Origin of the sequence: Pseudomonas vancouverensis (assembly GCF_004348895.1) — a bacterium.
In the GTDB taxonomy this organism is placed as follows: domain Bacteria; phylum Pseudomonadota; class Gammaproteobacteria; order Pseudomonadales; family Pseudomonadaceae; genus Aquipseudomonas; species Aquipseudomonas vancouverensis.
Genome location: NZ_RRZK01000038.1, coordinates 1 through 21,959, shown reverse-complemented (window position 1 = coordinate 21,959; position 21,959 = coordinate 1). Strand labels below are relative to the sequence as shown.

Here is a 21,959-nt window from a genome sequence, read left to right as displayed (position 1 = left end):
CCCGATGAATTTACAAGGTAAGAGCGTCCGTCTGCACGACATGAGCCTGCGCGACGGCATGCACGCCAAACAGCACCAGATCAGCCTTGAGCAAATGGTTTCGGTGGCCACCGGCCTTGATGCGGCGGGCGTGCCCTTGATCGAGATTACCCATGGCGATGGCCTGGGCGGTGCATCGCTGAACTACGGTTTCCCGGCCCACAGCGACGAGGAATATTTCGCTGCGGTGATCCCGCAGATGAAACAGGCCAAGGTGTCGGCGCTGCTGTTGCCGGGCATCGGCACGCTGGATCATCTGAAGATGGCCCACGAGCACGGCGTCTCGACCATTCGCGTGGCCACTCACTGCACCGAAGCGGACGTGTCCGGCCAGCACATCGGCATGTCGGCAAAGATGGGCCTGGATACCGTCGGCTTCCTGATGATGGCGCACATGGTCAGCGCGGAAAAACTGCTGGAGCAGGCGCGGCTGATGGAAAGTTACGGCGCCAATTGCATCTACTGCACCGACTCGGCTGGCTACATGCTGCCCGACGAAGTGACGCAGAAAATCGGCGCTTTGCGCGCAGGGTTGAATGCCGGGACTGAAGTCGGTTTCCACGGGCACCACAACATGGGCATGGCCATCGCCAACTCCCTGGCCGCGATCGAGGCAGGTGCTGCACGCATCGACGGCTCGGTCGCCGGTCTTGGCGCCGGCGCGGGCAACACGCCGCTGGAAGTGTTCGTTGCGGTACTGGAGCGCATGGGCGTCAACAGTGGTGTCGACCTGTACAGGATCATGGACGTCGCCGAGGACCTGGTGGTGCCGATGATGGACCAGCCGATCCGTCTCGACCGCGATGCGTTGACCCTGGGCTACGCCGGTGTGTACAGCTCGTTCCTGCTGTTCGCCAAGCGTGCCGAGCAGAAATACGGCATCGCGGCCCGCGAGTTGCTGGTGGAGCTGGGCCGTCGCGGCACGGTAGGTGGTCAGGAAGACATGATCGAAGACCTGGCCCTGACCTTGTCCCGTGCTCGGGGCGTGTTGCCGACCTGATTTCGGCAGGAACAGAAAAACCACCGGATTCGGTGGTTTTTTTATGCCCGGTGAAACCTGTGCTCAGGGCAGCAGGTTGCGAACCACGGGCGGGTAGCAGTTGACCGCCGCGCTCGAACAGCTGAAGTAGGCGGTGGTCGGTCGGTAGGCTTCATTCTTGAACACCTGGCACAGACTGGCAGTGCTGCCGGCACAAACAAGGATGAACAGGGCGTAGGTGGCTTTACGCATGGCGCGCCTCGGTACGGATTTTTGTTGTTGTAGGGGTACGTTAGGGCGATTGGCAAAAAGCGGCTTCGTCCGAATGGACTAGCCGGTGCATCTGGGGCTGCGCATCCCCTGTAGGAGCGAGCACGCTCGCGATGGAGGCACGGACGACACGGGCTGCCTGATACCCCGCGTTATCGTTGACGTCCATCGCGAGCGTGCTCGCTCCTACAGGGGGATGGGGTGTATCAAGTGCGCCGGGCGAGGGCGCCCATGGCCATGAACAGGGCGGCAATGGCCCGCGCTTCGTGCAGTTCACCCCGGGCGACCAGTTCGGGAATCTGCGCCAGGGGCACCTTCAGGCATTCCAGCGGCTCGGGTTCGTCGCCCTCCAGCTGGCACGGGCTCAGATGCTCGGCCAGCACCACCCGGTAGCGATGGCACAAATGCCCCGGTGCCAGGGTCAGTTCGCCCAACTCCGTCAGGCATGCCGCGCGCAACCCGACTTCCTCGCCGAGTTCGCGCTGCGCCGCTTGCAGGTAATCCTCATCCACTTCCGCACCGCCCTTGGGCAGGCCGAGAATGGTTTTTTCCACCCCGACCGCGTACTCGCGCACCAGCAGCACATGCTGCGGATCGGGCATCGCCACCAGCATCACCGAACGATAACCGGTGCCGCGCAAACGTTCGTAGACCCGCTGCTGGCCGTTGCTGAATTGCAGGTGCAGGGCTTCGATCTGAAAGTGTCCGCTTTGCGCCAGCAGTTCAGTCTTGAGGATGGTCGGAGAGTTGCGCATGGGTCTGGCCCCTGGTTGGGATAACCACACTGTGCGCCGCGCCGCCAGGGCCGCCATCGTCCAAGCGGACGAGGGCGGGGCAGGGGGTTAGCCGAGGGTCGCTACGCTGCGCAGGATCAGGCGCACCAGCATGGTCTGGCGGGTCACGCCGGTTTTCGAGAAGGTCGAACGCAGGTGCGCCCGTGAAGTGTTGCGGCTGATGCCGAGTTCTTCCGAGGCTTCATCCAGTGTCAAACCGTTGGCCAGCAGCATGGCCAGCTGGGTTTCCGCGGGGGTGAAATCGAACAGGGCGCGGACGATCTCTTGCGGTGCGGTGGACTGCTGTTCCGGGTCGCTGATGAAAATCACCACGGTCGGGCACTGCTTGCCTTCGCTCCAGTCGGTCAGCGGCACCGAGCGCACGATGATGCCCAGGTCGGCCTTGCCCGACGGACGCTGCACACGCAGGGCCTCGACCACCGACGGGTTGCTGCTTTTCTGCGACAGCAGCGACTGTTTGACCAGTCGACGGAACTCCTGGGTGTCGCGCGCCGTGCCGACCTGCAAACCGTCGTTGACCAGTTTGATGCCGTCCTTTTCCTGGATCAGCCGGTCGGCCACCTGGTTGGTCTGCAGCACCTTGCCGGACTCGTCGAGGATGATGGTGCCGACCGCCATCTGGTTGACCGCACCGGCATACAGGTTGCGTTCGGCTTCGATGCGGTTGAGCTGCATGTGGATCTTGATCGAGCGCTCCAGGTGCGGGATGAACTGCGTGAGCATGGCCTTTTCTTCGTTGCCGAAAGGCTTGTCATCACGGCCGCGACTGATGCGGATGCGGCATTGGGCGCCGTCGACGGTATTGATGTCGGCGCCGAGGATGTGGAACACGTCCACCGGTTCGAGGAAGTTCTTGTAGAACTCCGACTGCTGCCAGTCGTCGTTGGAGACGAACTCGGCAAGCGTCACCACTTGCCGGTTGGGCAGGTCGACGAAGGGGTCGAGGCTGAAAAAGTGTTTGTTATAGGAAGCGGTCGCCTCGGTCGAGGTTCCCGTGGTGTTGACCATCAAGCCGTCCACATGGGCGCTGGGCGGACGCAGGATGAAGGTCACGTACTTGCTGTTCAGGTGCACATTGAGCTGATTGAGAAAGGTTGCCCAGGGAATGTTTTCCAGCGGGCCCTGATAAAGGTTGCCGATCAAATCACTGAACGTATCGAGGCTGAGGCACTGCTGCATAGGGAAAAACCGTTTTTATTATTGGCGTTGGCGGTGGCCGAGAATAAGCGCCGATATCGACTCCTTGCAACGCTCGGGCTCAGGGCCTGACAGGCGGCTGCCAGTCAGGCCCATGGCGGGCAAACAGGCCGTGTCAGACCCGTTCGCGGGCGCGCACGACGAACTTCTTGTGTTCCTTCACATCTGGCGCCAGCGCTTCGACGTCGGTGTAGAACTGCTCGTACCAGCGACGCAATTGATACACCGGGCCGTCGCCATCACACAGCAGCGGGTTGTCGACACGGGTCTTGCTGTGCCAGATCGCCACGTCTTCGTAGAAGGCTGCCTGGGCCTGTTGCACATAGGCCTTGGCCATCGCCTGGTTCTGTTCTTCGCTCAGGCCCGGAATCTTTTTCACCAGCACGCCGTAGCGCAGGGTGAAGCTGTCGAGGTCGATCGGCACGTGGCAATTGAGCAGGATCGAATGGATCGGCTGACCGTTCATGGCGCCTTGCATGTCGGTAATCTGATAGGCCGGGCCAAAATAGGTGGCTTCGGTGGTCAGCACACTGTCTCCGGACAGGCGTTCGCTGCGGGCCATCATGATCTGGGTGGCCAGGTGACCTTCGAAAACGTTGATGAACTCGTCGACCGGCGCACCGTGCACGGTGCCGAAGTGCGCCATGTCGGAAATGTTGTCGATCAGTTCGCGGCAGTTGGTATCGATTTGCAGCTCAGCCACTTCCCAGGCCGCCCATTCATCGCTGAAGCAGGCGTCGATACGCGGGATGCGTTGTTCCGGCAGCGGCGGGTTACCTTCCGGGTCGTTCCAGACGAACAGCAGCTGGTTTTCTTCCATGATCGGCCAGCTCTTGATTTTGGCCCGCGGTGGAATGCGTTTGGCATAAGGGATGTCATCGCACACGCCGTCGGCACCCCAGCGCCAGGCATGGAACGGGCAGCGAATCGAGTTGCCCTCCACGCAACCGGTGCTCAGGTCGGCGCCCATGTGCGGGCAGTAGCCATCGAGAATATGCAGGTCGCCGTCTTCGCCCTGAAAGGCCACCAGGCGGGTGCCGAATACGTCCAGGCGATGGGCCTTGCCGTCACGATATTGCGCAGCCAGCCCCAGGCAGTGCCAGCCTCGGGCGTAGCGATCTTCCAGCAGTTTGGCTTCGATGCGGTGCAGGGTACTCATCTTATTATTCTCCCAAGGGATCACGGGTTTTGCGCATGTAAGGGATTCTGCCGCCCCTGTAAAAGCGGGCATCGTCTGAATGGACGATGGCTGCCGTTTGCCAGCCCGCTCTACTGGCGCCATTGGACCCAAGGGCAGGAACAGGCGATGAACAATGAACAAGGACCGGTAGCCGTGATCACCGGAGCCGCCAGCGGCATTGGTCGCGGGCTGGCGGAACACGCGGCGGCGCTGGGCATGCGTCTGGTGCTGGCGGATCGGGATGCGGCGGGCCTGCAAGGCCTGAGCGAGCAACTGCAGGTGCAGGGCGTGCAGGTCATCCACTGCGTCACGGATGTCGGCGATGCCTCGCAAGTCGAGCGCTTGCGCGACCGGGCTGTCGCGCAGTTCGGTGGCGTGGACCTGTTGTTCAACAACGCCGGGGTGATGCAGACCGGCTTCAGTTGGGACATCACCGAAGCGCAGTGGCAGCGCATGCTCGACGTCAACCTCAAGGGCGTGATCAACGGCATTCGCAGTTTCGTGCCGCTGTTGCTGCAGCAGGGGCGGGCGGCGCATGTGATCAACACTGCGTCCCTGGCCGGGCTGGTCAGCAGTCCGTTGATGGCGCCGTACAACGTGACCAAACAGGCGGTGGTCGCGCTCTCGGAAACCCTGCACTACGAGCTGGCGATGATCGGTGCGCCGGTGTCGGTCTCGGTGCTGTGCCCGGGGCCGGTGGCCAGTGAAATCATGGCCTCCAATCAGGTGGTGGATACGGCCGGTGCGGATTTCAGCCAGTTGCTCGACAGCACCATTCGCCAGGGCATGACCCCTGCGGAACTGGCCGCCACCGTGTTCGCGGCCATCGCCGAAAAACGCTTCTGGATCCTGCCGCACAAGGGTTTCAAGCCGGCCCTTGAACGCCGGGTGCAAAGCATCCTGGGCGAAACCAATCCAGCGTTTCAAATGACCGACGTAGAGGACGATGCCCATGCAGCTCGATAAGCAGATCGCTGCGGTACTCCAGCAGTTTCGCGAGATTCCCGAACCCGATTACAGCCAGGTCGATGCCGTGCAATACCGGCAGTTCTCCGACAACCTGCTGCCCGCCATCCCCGGCGATCCGATGAGCGAGGTGCGCGAGCTGCGCGTGGCCGGAGCGGAAGGCGAGCTGGAGGCGCGGCTCTATCGGCCGCTGGAACAGGACGACTTGCCGCTGCTGGTGTATTTCCATGGCGGCGGTTTCGTCATGGGCAACCTCGATACCCACGACAACCTGTGCCGCTCGCTGGCGCGTCAGTGCGAAGCGGTGGTGGTTTCGGTGGCTTACCGTTTGGCGCCGGAACACAAGTTTCCGGCCGCGCCCCTGGATTGCTACGCGGCCACTTGCTGGCTGGTCGAGCATGCAACCGCGCTGGGTTTCGATGGCAGTCGGCTGGCGGTGGCCGGGGACAGTGCCGGGGGCAACCTGGCATTGGCGGTCAGTCAGCTGGCGGCGCAACGCAAGGGACCGAAGATCGGTTATCAGTGCCTGTTTTATCCGGTGACCGATGCGGCCTGCGACAGCCAGTCCTTCGAAGATTTCGCCGAAGGTTATCTGCTGTCCGCAGCGGCGATGCGCTGGTTCTGGCAGCAGTATTTGCAAGAAGCCGTGCAGGCCGATGATCCGTTAGCCTCGCCGTTGCGTGCCGAGAACCTGGCGGACCTGCCGCCGACCACGTTGATCACGGCAGGTTTTGATCCGCTGATGGATGAAGGCGAGGCGTTGGCCGCGTGCCTGCGCGACGCGGGCGTGCCGATTCGATTGCGACGTTGCGAAGGCATGGTCCATGGCTTCATCAGCATGGCACCCTTTGTCGAGGCGGCAGCCCAGGCGTTGACCGATGCATGCGCCGATGTACGCGGGGCACTGCGGTGAGCGGCCTGGCGTTCAACAGCGTGGCGCAACTGATCGAAGCCATCGGCGCCGGGCAGATGGTGGTGATCACCGATGACGAGCACAACGGCGAAGGTTCGTTGCTGATGGCTGCCGAACACGCCGGCGCCGAGGCGGTGACGTTCATGGCGGTGCAGGCACGCGGCTTGATCTGCCTGGCGCTGACCGAGCAACGCTGCCGCGCCCTGGGCCTGGACTTGATGGTGCCTAATTCCCGGGCGCAGCACGGCGTGGGTTTTACTCGCTCGATCGAGGCGGCTACCGGGGTGTCCACCGGCATCTCGGCCGCCGACCGGGCACGCTCGATTCAGGTGGCGGTCGACCCGGCCAGTGGTCCGACGGATCTGGTGCAGCCTGGGCATATCTTTCCGGTGCAAGCCTTGCCCGGTGGTGTCATGCAACGTGCCGGGCATGTCGAGGCCGCGTGCGACCTGACACGCCTGGCCGGCGTGCAACCGGCGGCGACCCTGGTGGGCATTCTCAACGAAGAAGGTGAGCTGGCACGCGGCGCCGAGTTGCACGAGTTTGCCCGCCGCCACGGGTTGCGCATCGGCACGGTGGCCGATTTGATCCACTACCGGATTCTGCATGAAGGCACCATCGAGCGCGGTGACCAGTATCCGTTGCAGACGCGCCATGGCGAGTTTCAGGTGACCACCTATCAGGACACCTATCAAGGGGCACTGCACCTGGCACTGGTCAAGGGCCGGATCGACAGTTCGCAACCGGTGCTGGTACGGGTGCAAGGCATCGAGACCTTGCGGGATGCCTTGGGTTGCGAAGTCCAGGGCGGTGCCCAGCAGTGGACGCTGGAGCGCTCGCTGGCAAGCATTGCCGCCGCCGAATGTGGCGTGCTGGTGTTATTGGCGCAAAAGGAAACCGCCGAGGGCGTGCTTGAGCAGTTGCGTCAGCGCAGCGGTGGCAAACAGCGCACACCGCAGTTTCCACAGCGGACGCTGGGCATTGGTGCACAGATCCTGCGCGATCAAAATGTACGCAAGATGCGCCTGATGAGCTCGCCGGTGCCGTACAAGGCCGTGTCCGGGTTCGACCTGGAAGTGACCGAGTTCGTGCCGTTCCAGCCCACAACCTGAAACTCACGCAACCCCCTGTAGGAGCGAGCATGCTCGCGATGGACGCCAACGATAACGCGGGGCACCAGACAACCCGCGTCGTCGATGGCCCCATCGTCGGAACGCCGCCCGGAGCAAGCTCGCTCCCACAGGGGCAGCGGGGGATCTCAGGGTTTGATGCTTTTCAATATTTTCTTCGCCTGATCCTGCACCGCCTGCGGCGCGCTCATGTTGCCGTCGATCACGGTGATCACCGCATGGCCTTGCCAGAGTTGATAGGCGTCGGCCTGTTGCTGGGTTGCGGTCGGGGTTGACGGTGCGCTCAGGTTGACGTGGACCACACCATCGGCGCCGCGCTGTGAGGTGAAGTTCACCCGATCCCAGTTGCCGATGGGGGCGAACACCACACCGTTGACTTCACTGGGCGGCAGGGGCGGGTAGTTGAGGTTCAGGCCGTTCACGCCCGGCAGGCCGAGCACGTTCAGCTCGCAGGCGTGTTTGTTGCTAACGCAAGCCTTCCTCGCTTCAGCCCCCGCAAGGCTCGCTTGCTCAATCACCTTCACCGCAAACCGCGCCGTGTCGTCCATGGCGCCGAGGGTCTTGCGAAAGCCGGCCTGCTGGTCGCGGACAATCAGGTCCATGTCGATCGCAGTGGACACCGCCACTGCCGGAATCCCCTTGAACATCGCCCGCAGCGCAGCGTTGAGGGTGCCGGACATCTGCGTCAGCGGCCCGACGTTCTCGCCGAAGTTGCTGCCGGACACCACCAGGTCAGGCGGGTTGTCCTTGAGGATCACATCCAGGCCAACGTTGACCGCATCCACTGGCGTGCCGATGGCCGAGGTCTTGCCCGCCGGTGCGCTGTAGCCGTCCGGTGGGCCGACGCAGAACTTGCCCGGTGCCAGTTCAGTCACAGCCAGCGCCTGACCGGGCACGACCACGCTGGCGGCGCTGATGCCGCTGCTGTCGTTCAATGGGCCAACCAGTGTCACCTTGTGCCCGGCCGCGGTCAGGGCGCGATACATCGCATCGATACCAGGTGCCCGACAACCATCGTCGTTGGTCAGCAGAATGTTCAGGGCGTTGGCTTGCATCGACAGGCCAAGGCTGGCCATGGCAATGGCGCCGGCGAGGAATTTGTTCATGGGCAGTTTTCCGTAACGGGAGCAAATTTTGAAATGCACAACGCCCCGACCGAATGAATCGGTCGGGGCGCGGTGTTTTTAGCGGGTGCCGAGTTTACGCAGGTTGCCAGGGGTGAACTCGTCGTCGGTGAAGGCGGTGGCGTTGAGCTTGGCCGGCTTCTGATCGACCAGCATCCGGTCGACCAGGTACGAGCCGGCGATCAGGTCGTGGTAGATACCCAGACGGGCGTGATAACGCTGGATCTCGTAGGCGTAGATCGAGGTCTGCATGTTGGTGCGCCACAGCTGGCCACGGGCATCGTAGTTGTCAGCCATGGTTGCCGACCAGGTGTCTTCGTCGAGGTACAACACACGCTTGGCGTAGACGTGGCGGGCGCCTTCCTTCAGGGTCGCTTGCAGCACCCAGACACGGTGTTTTTCGTAGCGCATGTACTGCGGATCAACGTGGCCGGAGGTCGACAGGATCTGGTCGGCCGTGACGCTCGGGTCGTCGATCTTGTAGTTGTGATACGGGATGTAGAGTTCTTTCTTGCCGATGATGGTCCAGTTGTAGCGATCCGGCGCGCCGTTGAACAAGCGGTCTTCGTCGTATACGCGGAAGCCACCGGCACCGGTCGGCGAGTCGTAGCCCACGGTCGGAGCGCGACGTACGCGGCGCTGCCCCGGGCTGTACTGCCAGGCCTGACGTGGCGCGGCGGTCGGGTTGATGAACTCGTGGCCGACGACGATCTCGCCCTTCTTGCGCACCGGCTCCAGGGTGGTGATCAGGAAGTTGGACAGGATGCCGTCGGACGTCTCCAGGGTCTTGTTCGGGCTGGACCAGATCGAGTAGATCTTGTAGTTGACCTCTTCGAGCACCTTCTCCTTGTTGGCGTACACCACCGCCTGGCCATAGTTGGCCTCTTCGGTGCTGGCACGTCCCTGCAGGGTGTGGTTGAACATCAACTCGCTGCCGTTTTTCGGGATCGGGAACGGCGAGGCACCCCAGGCGTTCTTGGTGTCGTTGTTGTCATTGTCGAGTTCGGCCGTGACCGCATTCTTCTTGATCATCTCTTCCAGCTTCGCATCAAGGCGGAAGTCGCGGTGGCTTGGGTACACCGGGATCTTGAAGGTGTCAGGGTAGCGTTTGAGCAGGGCTTTCTGGCCGTCGGACAGGTTGTCAGCGTACTTGTCCATGTTCTTCGAATCGATGATGAACAAGGGCTTTTCACTGGCATACGGATCCGGGTACGGCGTACCCGGGCCATCGAACTTCAGGCCCGGCGGCAAACCGCGCCATTTGCCGCTCCAGGCCGGAATGCTGCCGTCGGCGTTGCCGGCTTTTTCGGCACCCATCGGGGTCAGGTCCTGGCCCAGTCGGGCGGCTTCTTCGGGGCTGATCTTGGCGTAGGCCAGGCCGCTGCCGAGCAGGCCGACGGTCAGCGCCGTGCTCAATAAGGTTTGGGTAAATCTGGACATGCTGTGCTCCTCCGACAGGGGAATCAGAACCGGTATTTGAAGTTGAGCGCGACGTTGTCGCGGTCGGCCCACGGGGCGTTGTTGGCATTGCCCAGGTAAGCGTTGTAACGGGCTTCGACGGTGAAGTTGCTGAGGTAGGTCCAGGTGCTGCCGATGCTGGCGCGGTCGTCGCCTTCACCGGAGTTGATGGAGCCGACCATCGAGCTGTCGCCGTGAGAGGCGGTGCTGTAGGTGAACGGGATCGACATGTCCCAGCCGCTGAACACGTCGTTGTAATCGAGGTTGACCTGCACCGTGTAACCCCAGGCCTCGCGGTCGTAGACCAGGCTGTCGGTGCCCGGCAGGGAGAAGCCTGGCGCCAGGTTGACCGGTTGCGATTTGTCGTTGCTGATCACGGTGTTGTAGACGAACTCACCGGTGAAGGTGGTGTTGTCGGCCCAGGCAGTCGGGCCGAGCACGTAGATGGCCGAGGTCTGCGCCTGCATGGTCTTGCCGCGCACGGGGCTGGAGAAACCGTTGTTGACCATTACTGGCGTGCCGTCGCGGTAGCTGACTTCACCGGCCCAGCTGACGTCGCCGATCACTGTGGCGAAGCTGGCGCCGTACAGGTCGATGTTGTCGAAGTACACCGCACGGTAGTGACCCAGGTCAGTCTGGAAGTCCAGCGACGGGGTCTTGTCGTGATAACGCGCGTAGTAGATACCGAACTCGGTGTTGTTCAGCGATTCGGCGGCGTAGGTAAAGGCCAGACCGTACTGGCCCTGGCTGCTCGGTTTGTCATCACCCAGGCGTGTCAGGAAGCCGGTGGCGTCGTTGAAGCCGCCCTTGTCGATGTAGTCGGTGGTGGAGAAGTAGCTGCCGACACCAAACAGCTGGGTTTTTTCCCAATCGTATTGGTAGTAGGCCTGCACGCCGAGGCTCTCGGTCAGGGCGAACTGGGTGAACAGTTGGCCGACCGGCAGGAGGATTTCCTTGACCTCGACACCCGGGGTGGTCGACTTGGTCGCATCCACCGGGCTCTGGGCCGCGGAGATGCCCGGATAGAACAGGCTCTCACCCCAGCTGACTACCTGGTTACCCAGACGCGCGTTGAGGTTGTGACCGCCCAGGTCCCAGGTACCGTAGGCATAGTAATCGAGCATGCGCAGGTCGTTGCGATGCTGGTCGATGGTCTCCTGGGAGAAACGGTCCGGCTGGCTGCAATGGCCGCCGGCGAAGCAGTTGGAGGTGCCGGTGTTGTTGTCGTTTTCCTGATCGTAGACGTTGTCGTAGAAGCCTGTCGCCCGCACGAACACGCCGTAGTCATCCTGCCATTTGATGTTGGCTTCGGTGAGGAAACTGCTGCGGTTGTTGATCAGGCTGCCGCGGGAGAAGGCGTTGTCGCCGTCGTTGGCATCGGCATTGGCCGTCAGTTTGTGATCACGGTTTTCGGTTCGCCAGGCCAGGCTGTAGGTCAGCGTGGTGTCCCAGTCGACGCTCAAGTCATCGCTCGGCTTGAAGCTCATGGCGCTTGCGTGACTACTCAATCCGCCAGCCAGCAACAGCAAAGCCAGGTGTATGCGAGTGTGCTGTGTTGGTGGGGCGATTATTGTTTTTATCATGTCGTCCTCATGCCCAGGTCAGGCCTGCCCGACCTGCATTTCAGGGGGGTGGTGGGTGCTGTGGGCGACTATGGAGTCACGACTTGCGCGCAACATCGTCCATGCGGACTAAGCGATTTGCACGGGGTGGCCATGGCCTTCGCCTTAGTCCCAATGGACGATGAACACCCGGCCTGCGCGGCGAACAATCCCGAGACCGACTGCACCGGGCGAAGATCCGGCGGTGGCGGATTTTGCCCGACGGGCGCTGAGCAAGGGTGATCGCATGAACGCTGCCGGAATAAAGTGGGACGAGTGTTGTGATGTCTTGGTGATTGGCTCGGGCGCCGGGGGCATGACTGCCGCCTTGCGTGCCCATGACCTGGGCCTGAATGCGTTGCTGATCGAAAAGAGCGGCGAGTACGGCGGCACCTCGGCGGTGTCCGGTGGCGGCATCTGGATCCCCAACAATCACCGGATCAGCGCGATCGGCGGCAGCGACTCGGCGGCTGAAGCGATCGCCTACATCCGCGCCGTGACCCATGGCGAAATCGATGACGGACGCATCGAGGCCTACGTCGAACATGGCCGCGAGATGGTCGAATACCTGGAGCAACAGACCCGCGTGCGCTTCGAGGCGCAGCCGCGTTACGCCGATTACTACCCGGAAGTCGCGGGCGGCAAACCGGGCTATCGCTCGATGGACCCGCAGCCCTTTGATGCGGCCGAACTCGGCGAAGAATTTCTGCGCATGCGCGCACCGTCCCCCGGCACCCTGATGATGGGGCGCATGGCGATGACCATGAAAGAAGCGCAGGTGTTGTTGTGCCGTGGGCCTGGCTGGTTGCGCCTGACCCTGCGCGTGATGTGGCGTTACTGGAAGGACCGCGAAGGCCGGCGCTTGTCTCGTCGTGACCGTTACCTGACCCTGGGCAACGCGCTGATTGGTGCCTTGCGCTGCTCCTTGCAGGACCGTGGCAAGTCGCTGTGGCTCAACTGCGCGCTGGAGGAATTGCTGCTGGTGGGTGATCGCGTCGGTGGCGCCCGGGTCAAGCGCAACGGGCAGATGCTCAACGTCAAGGCGCGTTATGGCGTGATCATTGCCGCCGGCGGTTTCGAGCGCAATCAGGCGATGCGCGAGCAGTATCTGCCTCAGCCTTCCAACGCTGGTTGGAGTGCCACGCCGCCGAACAACACCGGCGACGGCATTCGCGCCGGCCAGGCCCTCGGCGCACGCACGGCGTTGATGGAGCACAGCTGGTGGGCACCGACCACCCATGTGCAGGGTGAAGAAAAACAGCGTGCGATGTTCGTTGAGCGCACCTTGCCGGGTTGCGTGATGGTCAACTCGGCGGGTCAGCGTTTCGTCAACGAAGCGGCGCCCTACACGGATATCGTTTATGCGATGTACGCCAACAACCGCGAGGGCGCAGCAACCGTGCCCTGCTGGATGGTGTTCGACGCCGAGTTCCGCCGCAAATACCCGTGCGGCGCGTTGTTGCCCGGCTATGCCCAGCGTGACTGGCAATTGCCCGTTCACCTGCGTGACTACTTCCACAAGGCCTCGAGCCTGACCGAACTGGCCGGCAAGATCGGCGTTGATGCAGCAGGGTTGGCGAGTACCGTGCAGCGTTTCAACGGCATGGCGGTACAGGGCGTCGACGAGGATTTCCACAAGGGCGATTCGTTGTTCGACCGCTACTACGGCGACCCGAGCGTCAAGCCCAACCCGTGCCTGGCTCCGCTGCTCAAGGGGCCGTTCTACGCCGTGCGTATCGATGCCGGCGACATCGGCACCAAGGGCGGTTTGCTGACCGATGTGCACGCCCGTGTGTTGCACGAGGATGGCCAGCCGATCCAGGGCCTGTACGCCATCGGCAACAGCGCCGCGTCGATGATGGGACGCACCTATCCGGGTGCCGGCTCGACCATCGGCCCGGCGATGACCTTTGGTTACCTGGCGGCCAATCACATCAAGCGTCAGAGCGAAACCGCGACGACGAAAACCTTGTACGGGAGTGTCGAATGAATAAGCAACGTCAGCAGGTTGCAGTGGTCACTGGTGCCAGTCGCGGAGTCGGGCGAGGCATTGCCCTGGCGCTCGGTGCGGCAGGCATGACGGTGTACGTCACCGGTCGTGCGCCGGAGCAGGGCGGGTCGAACCTGTACGGGCATGCCTTGCGCGGCTCGCTGGAAGATACCGCTGTCGCCATTACGGCGGCGGGCGGACGGGGTATCGCCGTAGTCTGCGACCACGGCGATGACGCGCAGGTCGAGGCACTGTTTGCCCAAGTCGAAGCGCAATGCGGGCACCTGGACCTGCTGGTAAACAATGCCGCCTACATCCATGACCAGTTGATCGAACCCGGCCCGTTCTGGGCCAAACCGCTGGAACTGGTGCGCATACTCGATGTGGGATTGCGCTCGGCGTACATCGCCAGTTACTACGCCGCGCCCTTGTTGCTGAAAAGTGCTCAGGGTTTGATCTGCTTTACCTCATCGTTCGGCGCCGGGTGCTACATGCACGGCCCGGCCTACGGCGCGCAAAAGGCCGGTGTCGACAAGTTGGCAGCGGACATGGCCATCGATTTCGAAGGGCAGGGCGTGGCGGCGTTGTCGCTGTGGCTCGGCCCGCAACTGACCGAGCGCACGAAGATTGCCGGCGAGCAGCATGGCGAGCAGTACCAGGCGTTTCTCGCCGATGCCGAAACCCCGCAGTTCAATGGCCGGGTGATTCATGCCTTGCTCAATGATCCGCAGTTGATGGCGTTGTCCGGGCAGACCCTGATCACCGCCGAAATTGCCCCGGGCTATGACATCAGCGAAGCCGAGGGCCGCCAGCCGCCCTCCCACCGCGCATTGCTGGGCGATCCGCGTCAGCAGCATCCGGCGCGAGTGGTCTGAATCCGTTCTATCGGCATTTATGCAAAACCCGTGGGAGCGAGCTTGCTCCGGGCGGCGTTCCGACGATAGCGTCAGTTCAGGCAACGGGATAGTTGGCTGAAACTCCGTCATCGCGAGCAAGCTCGCTCCCACATTGTTTTGTGTTGTATGGAAAATTGCCTACGCATGGGAATCCTGTGGGAGCGAGCTTGCTCCGGGCGGCGTTCCGACGATAGCGTCAGATCAGTCAACAGGGTCGTTGGCTGACACACCGTCATCGCGAGCAAGCTCGCTCCCACAGGGTTTGTGTTTAACCAGCAGGTTGTAGCGCCCACTCTCGCAACACATTCTTGGTCACTTTGCCCGCCGCGTTGATCGGCATGCTCTGCAGCACCTGCACGCGGCGCGGCACTTTGTAGTTGGCCATCTGTTCGCGACACCAGGACAGGAACCTGGCCGGTTCGATTTCAATACCCGGCGCCGGCAGCAGGTACGCCATCGCCACTTCGCCCATGCGCTCGTCAGGAATGCCGATCACCGCCGCCTGGGCCACGCCCGGGTAGGTCAGCAGGCATTGCTCGATCTCCGCCGGGTACACGTTGAAACCGCCGGTGATGAACATGTCTTTCAAGCGGTCGGTGATGCGCAGGTAACCCTCTTCATCGAGCACGCCGATGTCACCGGTGTGCAACCAGCCGTCGGCATCCAGGGTCGCTTCGCTGGCCTGCGGGTCGTTGAAGTAACCTTGCATCAGGTTGTAGCCGCGGATCTGCACTTCGCCGGGGATATTGGCCGGCTGACTGCGACCGTTGCTGCCGACACAGCGAACCTCGACGCCGGGCATGGCGCGACCGCTGGTGTTGGCGACCTTTTCCGCCGAGTCGCCGGAGCGGCAGATGGTCGCAAAACCGCAAACCTCAGTGAGGCCGTAGGCGGTGACGATGGTGCCGAACCCCAGCTCGTCACGCATGCGATGAATCATCTCCACCGGGATCGCCGCCGCCCCGGTTACCGCCACCCGCAATGAGCGCAGATCGAAGTCGCCGCGCTGAGGATGAGCGAGCAGCGACTGATACAGCGTCGGCGGCCCGGGCAACACGCTGATGCGCTGACGCTGCACGCAGTCGAGCACCGCCTGCACGTCGAACACCTGCTGCGGCAGGATGGTGCAACCGCGCATCAGCGCCGCCAGCCAGCCGGCCTTGTAGCCGAAGGAATGGAAGAACGGATTGACGATCAGGTAACGGTCGCCTTCGCGCAGACCGACGATGTCACTCCAGTCGCGGACGATGCGCAGGTTCTGCCCGTGGCTGGTCATCACCCCTTTGGGTTTACCAGTGGTGCCGGAGGTGAACAGCAGGTCGGACAGTGCTTGCGGGCCAACGCCTTGCTCACGGGTGCGCAGGGCCAGTTGCGGTACGTCGGCCGCCAGGTCCATGAAGCGCTCCCAGGGCAGGGTGCCGGTGTTGGCGCCACGCAGGCTGATGATATGACGCAAGTCCGGCAAGTCTTCGGCCACCAGCATGCCCGGGTAGTCGGCGCCGAGGAATTCGCCGATGGCAAACAACACGCAGGCACCGCTCTCACGCAGGATGTAACCGGCCTCACTGCCTTTCATGCGGGTATTGAGCGGTACCAGGGCCGCACCAACGCTTTGCAGCGCGCCGGCGGCAACGATCCATTCCCACACGTTGGGTGCCCAGACCGCCACCCGGTCGCCGGCCTGCACGTCGAGCGCCAGCAGTGCGCGGGCGGCCTGGCGGCGCAACTGGTCGAGTTGCCGATAGCTGATTGAATGGCCCGCGTCCTCGATGGCCGGGCGGTCGCCGTAGGCCTGGGCAGCGTTGGCGAACAGTTGAGCGATGGTCAGTGCAGTTGCGACAGGCGGCATGGGGGCTCCCCGGTTAGAAGACAGTGACGAAGAAAGGGAGAAGGCCGGGCAGGGCGCCCGGCCGGACAACGATTTACTGGGCGGGCGGGGCGAAACGGCGACCGGCGGAGAAACCACCGTCGACGGCAATCATCTGGCCGCTGACAAAGGAGGCTTCGTCGGACGCCAGGAACAGCGCGACGTTGGCCACTTCTTCCGGTTGACCGGAACGGCTGAGCATGTGCTGCGAGGCGAAGAAGGCGTGGAACGCGTCGTTGTCACGGACCATGCTGGTCATCGGCGTTTCGATCAGGCCCGGGCACAGGCCGTTGACGCGCACGTTGGCGTAGCCGTAGTCGATCGCCATCGAGCGGGTCAGCTGGTTGATGCCGCCTTTGGACACGTTGTACGCGACGTTGCCATCGCAGCCTTGCAGGCCGAAGATCGAACCGACGTTGATGATCGAACCGCCACGCTGCTCGACCATGGAGGCCAGCGCGTATTTGCTGGTGAGCATGCTGCCGGTCAGGTTGATGTCCATCACCCGTTGCCAGTTGGCGGTGGTGGTCTGGGTCACGCTGCCCTGGTCGGCGACACCGGCGGCATTGACCAGCACGTCGATACGCCCGAAGCGACTGATGACTTCTTGCATGACCTGTTGCACCTGCGCTTCGTCGCGCACGTCGAGGGTCATGAACAGGCCAGGGAAGTCTGCCGGTGCGCTGCCGATGTCCAGCCCCACCACTTGCGCGCCTTCGGCGGCAAAGCGGCGCACGCACGCCAGACCAATCCCCGAAGCGCCGCCGGTGACCACCGCGACCTTATTCTGCAAACGAGCCATAACTGCACCTCTTTATTGTTGTGGGCTAATGCTGTGGCCGAGTCTAACCGCAGACCGGGGCCGAGTGATCGTCCAATGAGACTAAGACGACAGAGCGCCCGCCTGCAGAAAACAACCCGTGGCGGGGAAACCCTGTAGCTGAGAGCTTTTTTTGGCAAAGCACTTTTGTGGCGAGGGAGCTTGCTCCCGTTCGGCTGCGCAGCAGTCGTCGCTTCGGCATTTTGGGGCCGCTTCGCAGCCCAACGGGAGCAAGTTCCCTCGCCACAGAAGCTCGCTCACCACAAAATTTTCTTTGCCAGTGGAGGCGTGTTTGTCTCAATCCGGGAACTTCAGGCGAACCTTCGCCCCAGTCGGCCGGCTCTGGCACGCCAGGGTCCAGCCGTCCGCCAGTTCCTTGGGCGTCAGCACATCGTTGCGCGCCAACTGCACTTCACCTTCCTTGACCACGCACATGCAGGCCCCGCAAAAGCCTTCTTCGCAGGACGACGGCACGTCCAGGCCCGCTGTCTTGCAGCTTTGCAGCAACGTGTCGCCGGGCTGGCAGGGGATTTCATGTTGCTGGCCATCGAGTTCGATGATCAGCGCTTCGCAGTGCGAAGCCATTGCCGCTTCCCGGGCCAGGGCTTCTTCGGCCAACAGTTCGTCCGGGTCGGGCGGCGAGACGAAGCGCTCGACATGGATGCAATCGGCAGGCTCGCCCATCGCCAGCAGTGTGCGCTCCACGGTGTCCATGAAGGGTCCCGGACCGCAGATGAAATAATCGCCACCGGCCGAGCCGCGCAGCAGATGACGGACCTGAGCCTCCGTGAGGAAGCCCTGCACCGAATCGAGGACGTGCACAACGTGCAGTTGATCAGGATGCGCCTTGATCAAGCGACACAGCTCGTCTTTGAAAATCACCGACGCTTCATCGCGGTTGGCGTAGACCAACTTGATCGGCCGAGTACTGCTCTGCAACGTCGATTTGAGAATGGAAAACACCGGGGTAATCCCCGAGCCGCCGCCGAACAGCACCAGCGGCCGATCATTGTCTGTCGCGTGGCGCTCGTCCAGGCAGAACAGCCCGGCCGGTGGCAATACTTCCAGCCAGTCGCCGACCTGGACTTCGTTCATCCAGTTCGACACCCGACCGCCGTCGACCCGCTTCACCGTGACTTTGGGCAGCGCGTCGGCATGGGGCGAGCTGGCCATGGAGTAACAGCGGGTCAGCACTTTCCCGGCGAAGGGCACGCGAAAACTCAGGAACTGGCCCGGTTTGTAGCGAAAGCGCTCACGCAGGGTTGGCGGTACATCCAGCACCAGCGAGCGTGCATCAGCGGTCTCGTCGATCACCGCGCACACTTGCAGGGAGACGCTTCCCGTCGTTGCTTGAGCCGGGGTCAGGTTCTGTTGTTGCGTGCCCATGTTCACCTCGGCCTCAGAGCCCGCTGATCAGTTGGGCGTTGTCGACACGGATCTCGGCACCGTTGACGAAACGCGACTCGTCGGTGGCCAGGAAGAGAACCACGTTGGCAATGTCCCGTGGCGCGGCCATGCGGTTCATCGGGTCCTGGTCCAGCGCTTCCTGCGGGATCGCCTGACCACCGGCCAGCGCCTGGGTCATCGGCGTATTGACGCCGTCCGGGTGCACGCTGTTGCAACGAATGCGGTAGCCCTGTTGCTTGCAGTGCAAAGCGATGGAACGGGTCATGGCCGCCACCGCACCTTTGGACGCCGAGTAGGCGCAGAACATCGGCATCGCACCGAGGGCGGCCACCGACGACATGTTGATGATCGAACCGCCACCGGTTTCCTTCATCGCTGCGATGGCGTATTTGCAACCGAGGAAGTAGCCGTCACCGTTGATCTTCTGCACCTTCTGCCACAGCTCGAGGGTGGTGTCCTCGATGCTGCCCAGGGCGAGGATCGCGGCGTTGTTGACCAGTACGTCGAGGCGGCCGAAGTGTTCAACGGTGGTTTTCACCACGTGCTGCCAATCGCTTTCGCTGGCGATGTCGTGACGGATGAACAGTGCATTGGCGCCGATTTCTGCCGCAACCTGACGACCGGCTTCTTCATTGAGGTCGGTCAGTACTACTTTGGCGCCTTCACGGGCCAGCAGCAGGGCGTCTTCGCGGCCGATGCCGCTGGCGGCGCCGGTGATGATGCAAACCTTGCCTTCTACACGTTGCATTGTTGTTCTCCTGATCGTGCGGTTTGAAGTGCGACTTGATCGGCCACGTGGGCGGCAGCCCGGCGACCGGAATAGATACAGTCGGCCAGGGACAGGCCGGACACATAAAGATTGGAGGCGACCCCGATGGCGTTGCGGCCGGCGCTGTACAGCCCGTCGATGGGCTGGCCGGCGTGGTTCAGTACCCGGCCGCTGCCTTCACAGACTTTCAGCCCACCGAGGGTGATGACCGGGCAGGGAAAGAGTTTGCTGTCGAAGGACAGGTCGAGGGCGTACCACGGACCCTGGTCGAGGTCGGCGAGCATCGCTGCGGATTTGCCGAACGCGTCGGGCATCTCGCCACGCGCTGCCCGGCTGTAGCGTTCGACACTTTGCCGCAGCAGTTCGGGTGGCAGCTTGCAGCGCTTGGCCAGCCCGGCGAGGGTGTTGCTGCGCTTGGCGTTGAACAGCAGGTTGAGCAGCACCGGCAGGCGCTGGAAATTCCATACCTTGCCCGGCCCGACCTGACGCAGTGCTTCGCGTACCAGTGCGCGGTTGAGAATCAGGATGGCGCGGCCGTCCTGTTCTTCCACCATCGCGTGACCGAGAGTGGCGCCGTAGGTTTCTTCGTTGGCATAGCGTTCGCCACGTGCGTTGACGATCATCCCCCGGGCCCAGGCCAGCGGTGGATTGATGAAGCGCCAGGCGCTGATCTTGTCCATCCGCTCGACACTGCCACCGGCACTCTGGCCGAGGGCAATGCCGCTGCCGTTACAGCCAGTGGCGCCCAAGGGCAAGCCAGCCAGATATTGCGGCGCGTGTTGGCGCACCAGCTCGCGGTTGAAGATGAACCCGCCACTGCTCAGCAGGACCGCCTGTTCAGCGCGGATCAACTGACGAACGGCGTGAGTTTGTTCGATGCGCCGTTGGCGGGCACGCAAGCGGTCCGCCAGTGCCGGAGCGTACATATGAATCGCCGCGGCCCAGCGTGACAGGCGTGCGTGCTGCCTGGCGACGCGACTGCCGGTGGGCAGTTGCCAGGCTTCGACGCCCAGCACCCGGTCGTTGCTGTCGAGCACCAGGCGGCGTACTTCGCACTGGCTGCGCAAGCGTGCGCCCTGGCGTAAGGCACTGGCCTTGAGCGGCGCAAACAGGCTGGCACCGGACATGCCCGGGCCTTTGGTGCGGTGGCCGCGAGGTGCCGGTCGGGCGCTGGCGGCATAGGCCGGCACGGCTTCGTTGCCGGAGTAATACAGGTAGAACTGATCGCTCGGGTAGGAGGTTTTATGCGGCGGCACGCTGGCCTCGAACGCCGCGCCCTGACGCTCCAGCCAGGCCAGTTGCTCACAGCTGTTTTCGCAGAAGTCGCGCAAGGTTGCGTGGCTGACGGCTTCGCCGACTTCCTGGCGCAGGTAGTTGAACATGGCCTCAGGCGTGTCGTCGTAACCGGCCTGACGTTGATAGGGCGTGCCGCCACCGGCATACACCACGCCGCCGCTGAGCGCGGTGGCGCCGCCGCCTGCGAAGCGATCCAGTGCCAACACCTTCAGGCCACGGCTGGCAGCCTCGATGGCGGCACAGGCGCCGGCACCGCCGAAGCCGACCACCAGCAAGTCGCAGCGGTCATCCCATGGCAACTGGTCGGCGCTGGTCACTCGCAGCGCCGTCAACCCGTTCAGGCCGTTCATGCCCAATCCTCAGCCGGCTACAGCGTAGGAAGGAGCGGGCTTGGCGGTGGTGGTGTAGTGGCCGTCGAGGTAGACCAGCGGGGTGATTTCGTCGCTGGTGTGGATCTGCAGGATGCGTCCGATGAATACGGTGTGGGTGCCGTAGCTGAAGTGGCCGTCCTGGCGGCACAGAATCGCCGACTGCGCGTCGCCCAAGTACGGGATGCCACCGGGGCTGGTCAGCCAGTTGCCACGGTCGAAGCGGGCTTCGCCCTTGATTGCGCCGCTGCACAGGTTGGCGAGGTCTTGTTGCTCGACGCCGAGGATGTTGACGCAGAAGTCTGCGCCGGTCGCCAGCGCGGCGTGGGGCGAGGCGGTCTTGTTGACGCAGATCAGCAGCGACGGCGGTTCGGTGCTCAGGGAGTCGACGGCCGTGGCGGCCATGGCGAAGCGTTCGGTGCCGTTGCTGGTGCTGATAATGGTGACGGACTTGGCCAGGCGGCGCATGGCCTGGAGCATGTCGGCTTTGAGGTTGGCGTCGTTCATCGCACTGGGCCTTTTGGTTGGTTGGGGAGTGCGATGGATTCTTGCTCTGACGTCCAGGTTGAACATCGTCCGAGGGGACTAGTTGCGCTTTTGACCTTGGCGGCCTCTGGGCCGACCAGGCTTTGGGTTGATTGAGTGCATATCCGTTTCTTCGGTAATGGCGGCTGACGGTTTCGCCCTTACGGCGACTCACTTTTTTTACAAACGCCTAAAAAAAGTAAGCAAAAAAACGCTTGCCCCAGCGTTCGGCCCGCTCGCTAAAGCTCGGGGTCCCTTCGCTCCGGGATTCATCCGGGGGCATCGCCTACGGTTTGCTTCGCTGCACCTCCTCTCGATGTGTGCGGCTTCGCCGCACGGTCGCTACGCTCCCACCCCCGGATAAACCCCT

At 63.0% G+C, this 21,959-nt stretch carries 19 protein-coding genes; 6 read left to right on the top strand and 13 right to left on the bottom strand.

The window, feature by feature from the left end; genetic code table 11:
- The first annotated feature begins 4 nt into the window (after positions 1-4).
- Entirely contained in the window at positions 5-1,039 is a 1,035-nt protein-coding gene (gene dmpG, locus EIY72_RS29030; protein WP_093224392.1) for a 4-hydroxy-2-oxovalerate aldolase, read from the top strand.
- Positions 1,040-1,102: 63 nt separating this feature from the next.
- On the opposite strand, the gene EIY72_RS30005 is transcribed toward dmpG, so the two are convergent.
- The 4 genes from EIY72_RS30005 to EIY72_RS29015 all read right to left on the bottom strand — a co-directional run bounded on the left by EIY72_RS30005 (position 1,103) and on the right by EIY72_RS29015 (position 4,438).
- A complete protein-coding gene (locus EIY72_RS30005) occupies positions 1,103-1,270 on the bottom strand; it encodes a hypothetical protein (protein WP_165939622.1) in 168 nt (55 codons plus the stop codon).
- Between the two features lie 224 nt (positions 1,271-1,494).
- Complete coding sequence (gene nudE / locus EIY72_RS29025; RefSeq protein ID WP_093224389.1) at positions 1,495-2,043, bottom strand: ADP compounds hydrolase NudE; 549 nt, start codon at positions 2,041-2,043, stop codon at positions 1,495-1,497.
- 87 nt (positions 2,044-2,130) lie between these two features.
- The gene (locus EIY72_RS29020) at positions 2,131-3,261 is read right to left on the bottom strand and encodes a helix-turn-helix transcriptional regulator (RefSeq protein ID WP_093224386.1); all 1,131 of its coding nucleotides are present in this window, start codon (positions 3,259-3,261) and stop codon (positions 2,131-2,133) included.
- A 133-nt stretch (positions 3,262-3,394) separates the two neighbouring features.
- Complete coding sequence (locus EIY72_RS29015) at positions 3,395-4,438, bottom strand: 3-ketosteroid-9-alpha-monooxygenase, oxygenase component (protein WP_093224383.1); 1,044 nt, start codon at positions 4,436-4,438, stop codon at positions 3,395-3,397.
- A 147-nt stretch (positions 4,439-4,585) separates the two neighbouring features.
- On the opposite strand from EIY72_RS29015, the gene EIY72_RS29010 reads away from it, so the two are divergent.
- The 3 genes from EIY72_RS29010 to EIY72_RS29000 are packed head-to-tail and all read left to right on the top strand — an operon-like array spanning position 4,586 to position 7,450.
- A complete protein-coding gene (locus EIY72_RS29010) occupies positions 4,586-5,425 on the top strand; it encodes an SDR family NAD(P)-dependent oxidoreductase (protein WP_093224380.1) in 840 nt (279 codons plus the stop codon).
- Positions 5,412-6,338, top strand: a complete 927-nt coding sequence (locus EIY72_RS29005) for an alpha/beta hydrolase (RefSeq protein ID WP_093224377.1) — start codon at positions 5,412-5,414, stop codon at positions 6,336-6,338. The genes EIY72_RS29010 and EIY72_RS29005 overlap by 14 nt, the downstream gene beginning before the upstream one ends.
- A complete protein-coding gene (locus tag EIY72_RS29000; RefSeq protein ID WP_093224375.1) occupies positions 6,335-7,450 on the top strand; it encodes a 3,4-dihydroxy-2-butanone-4-phosphate synthase in 1,116 nt (371 codons plus the stop codon). The genes EIY72_RS29005 and EIY72_RS29000 overlap by 4 nt, the downstream gene beginning before the upstream one ends.
- A 146-nt stretch (positions 7,451-7,596) precedes the next feature.
- On the opposite strand, the gene surE is transcribed toward EIY72_RS29000, so the two are convergent.
- The 3 genes from surE to EIY72_RS28980 all read right to left on the bottom strand — a co-directional run bounded on the left by surE (position 7,597) and on the right by EIY72_RS28980 (position 11,633).
- Positions 7,597-8,574 carry a 5'/3'-nucleotidase SurE gene (gene surE / locus EIY72_RS28990; protein WP_093224372.1) on the bottom strand — a complete coding sequence of 326 codons (978 nt, stop codon included), beginning with the start codon at positions 8,572-8,574 and terminating at the stop codon, positions 7,597-7,599.
- 78 nt (positions 8,575-8,652) lie between these two features.
- Positions 8,653-10,032: a DUF1329 domain-containing protein gene (locus EIY72_RS28985; protein ID WP_093224369.1), complete on the bottom strand. Its 1,380-nt coding sequence runs from the start codon at positions 10,030-10,032 to the stop codon at positions 8,653-8,655.
- Positions 10,033-10,055: 23 nt separating this feature from the next.
- Positions 10,056-11,633 carry a DUF1302 domain-containing protein gene (locus EIY72_RS28980; RefSeq protein ID WP_093224366.1) on the bottom strand — a complete coding sequence of 526 codons (1,578 nt, stop codon included), beginning with the start codon at positions 11,631-11,633 and terminating at the stop codon, positions 10,056-10,058.
- Between the two features lie 265 nt (positions 11,634-11,898).
- Between EIY72_RS28980 and EIY72_RS28975 the strand changes: the two genes are divergently transcribed.
- Positions 11,899-13,641, top strand: coding sequence for an FAD-binding protein (locus EIY72_RS28975; protein ID WP_093230662.1), 1,743 nt, complete (start codon positions 11,899-11,901; stop codon positions 13,639-13,641).
- The gene (locus EIY72_RS28970; RefSeq protein WP_093224363.1) at positions 13,638-14,516 is read left to right on the top strand and encodes an SDR family NAD(P)-dependent oxidoreductase; all 879 of its coding nucleotides are present in this window, start codon (positions 13,638-13,640) and stop codon (positions 14,514-14,516) included. The genes EIY72_RS28975 and EIY72_RS28970 overlap by 4 nt, the downstream gene beginning before the upstream one ends.
- 289 nt (positions 14,517-14,805) lie before the next feature.
- Here EIY72_RS28970 and EIY72_RS28965 read toward each other — a convergent pair whose 3' ends face one another.
- The 6 genes from EIY72_RS28965 to EIY72_RS28940 all read right to left on the bottom strand — a co-directional run bounded on the left by EIY72_RS28965 (position 14,806) and on the right by EIY72_RS28940 (position 21,571).
- Positions 14,806-16,386, bottom strand: coding sequence for a FadD3 family acyl-CoA ligase (locus tag EIY72_RS28965; RefSeq protein WP_093224360.1), 1,581 nt, complete (start codon positions 16,384-16,386; stop codon positions 14,806-14,808).
- A 73-nt stretch (positions 16,387-16,459) separates the two neighbouring features.
- Positions 16,460-17,206, bottom strand: a complete 747-nt coding sequence (locus EIY72_RS28960) for an SDR family NAD(P)-dependent oxidoreductase (RefSeq protein ID WP_093224357.1) — start codon at positions 17,204-17,206, stop codon at positions 16,460-16,462.
- A 315-nt stretch (positions 17,207-17,521) separates the two neighbouring features.
- Positions 17,522-18,610 carry a ferredoxin--NADP reductase gene (locus tag EIY72_RS28955; protein ID WP_093224354.1) on the bottom strand — a complete coding sequence of 363 codons (1,089 nt, stop codon included), beginning with the start codon at positions 18,608-18,610 and terminating at the stop codon, positions 17,522-17,524.
- Positions 18,611-18,623: 13 nt separating this feature from the next.
- On the bottom strand, positions 18,624-19,379 hold the full coding sequence (locus EIY72_RS28950) for a glucose 1-dehydrogenase (protein WP_093224351.1): 756 nt from the start codon (positions 19,377-19,379) through the stop codon (positions 18,624-18,626).
- The gene (locus EIY72_RS28945; RefSeq protein ID WP_093224348.1) at positions 19,367-21,046 is read right to left on the bottom strand and encodes an FAD-binding protein; all 1,680 of its coding nucleotides are present in this window, start codon (positions 21,044-21,046) and stop codon (positions 19,367-19,369) included. The genes EIY72_RS28950 and EIY72_RS28945 overlap by 13 nt, the downstream gene beginning before the upstream one ends.
- A gap of 9 nt (positions 21,047-21,055) precedes the next feature.
- Complete coding sequence (locus EIY72_RS28940; RefSeq protein ID WP_093224345.1) at positions 21,056-21,571, bottom strand: flavin reductase family protein; 516 nt, start codon at positions 21,569-21,571, stop codon at positions 21,056-21,058.
- Positions 21,572-21,959 lie beyond the last annotated feature (388 nt).

What these genes read in the sequence shown, in the direction of transcription:
- nudE (WP_093224389.1), bottom strand. Translation starts at nt 2,043, where the DNA reads ATGCGCAACTCTCCGACCATCCTCAAGACTGAACTGCTGGCGCAAAGC.
- dmpG (WP_093224392.1), top strand. Translation starts at nt 5, where the DNA reads ATGAATTTACAAGGTAAGAGCGTCCGTCTGCACGACATGAGCCTGCGC.
- EIY72_RS29005 (WP_093224377.1), top strand. Translation starts at nt 5,412, where the DNA reads ATGCAGCTCGATAAGCAGATCGCTGCGGTACTCCAGCAGTTTCGCGAG.
- EIY72_RS28955 (WP_093224354.1), bottom strand. Translation starts at nt 18,610, where the DNA reads ATGGGCACGCAACAACAGAACCTGACCCCGGCTCAAGCAACGACGGGA.
- EIY72_RS29020 (WP_093224386.1), bottom strand. Translation starts at nt 3,261, where the DNA reads ATGCAGCAGTGCCTCAGCCTCGATACGTTCAGTGATTTGATCGGCAAC.
- EIY72_RS28945 (WP_093224348.1), bottom strand. Translation starts at nt 21,046, where the DNA reads ATGAACGGCCTGAACGGGTTGACGGCGCTGCGAGTGACCAGCGCCGAC.
- EIY72_RS28980 (WP_093224366.1), bottom strand. Translation starts at nt 11,633, where the DNA reads ATGATAAAAACAATAATCGCCCCACCAACACAGCACACTCGCATACAC.
- EIY72_RS28940 (WP_093224345.1), bottom strand. Translation starts at nt 21,571, where the DNA reads ATGAACGACGCCAACCTCAAAGCCGACATGCTCCAGGCCATGCGCCGC.
- EIY72_RS28950 (WP_093224351.1), bottom strand. Translation starts at nt 19,379, where the DNA reads ATGCAACGTGTAGAAGGCAAGGTTTGCATCATCACCGGCGCCGCCAGC.
- EIY72_RS30005 (WP_165939622.1), bottom strand. Translation starts at nt 1,270, where the DNA reads ATGCGTAAAGCCACCTACGCCCTGTTCATCCTTGTTTGTGCCGGCAGC.
- EIY72_RS29015 (WP_093224383.1), bottom strand. Translation starts at nt 4,438, where the DNA reads ATGAGTACCCTGCACCGCATCGAAGCCAAACTGCTGGAAGATCGCTAC.
- surE (WP_093224372.1), bottom strand. Translation starts at nt 8,574, where the DNA reads ATGAACAAATTCCTCGCCGGCGCCATTGCCATGGCCAGCCTTGGCCTG.
- EIY72_RS28970 (WP_093224363.1), top strand. Translation starts at nt 13,638, where the DNA reads ATGAATAAGCAACGTCAGCAGGTTGCAGTGGTCACTGGTGCCAGTCGC.
- EIY72_RS28965 (WP_093224360.1), bottom strand. Translation starts at nt 16,386, where the DNA reads ATGCCGCCTGTCGCAACTGCACTGACCATCGCTCAACTGTTCGCCAAC.
- EIY72_RS29010 (WP_093224380.1), top strand. Translation starts at nt 4,586, where the DNA reads ATGAACAATGAACAAGGACCGGTAGCCGTGATCACCGGAGCCGCCAGC.
- EIY72_RS28985 (WP_093224369.1), bottom strand. Translation starts at nt 10,032, where the DNA reads ATGTCCAGATTTACCCAAACCTTATTGAGCACGGCGCTGACCGTCGGC.
- EIY72_RS28960 (WP_093224357.1), bottom strand. Translation starts at nt 17,206, where the DNA reads ATGGCTCGTTTGCAGAATAAGGTCGCGGTGGTCACCGGCGGCGCTTCG.
- EIY72_RS28975 (WP_093230662.1), top strand. Translation starts at nt 11,899, where the DNA reads ATGAACGCTGCCGGAATAAAGTGGGACGAGTGTTGTGATGTCTTGGTG.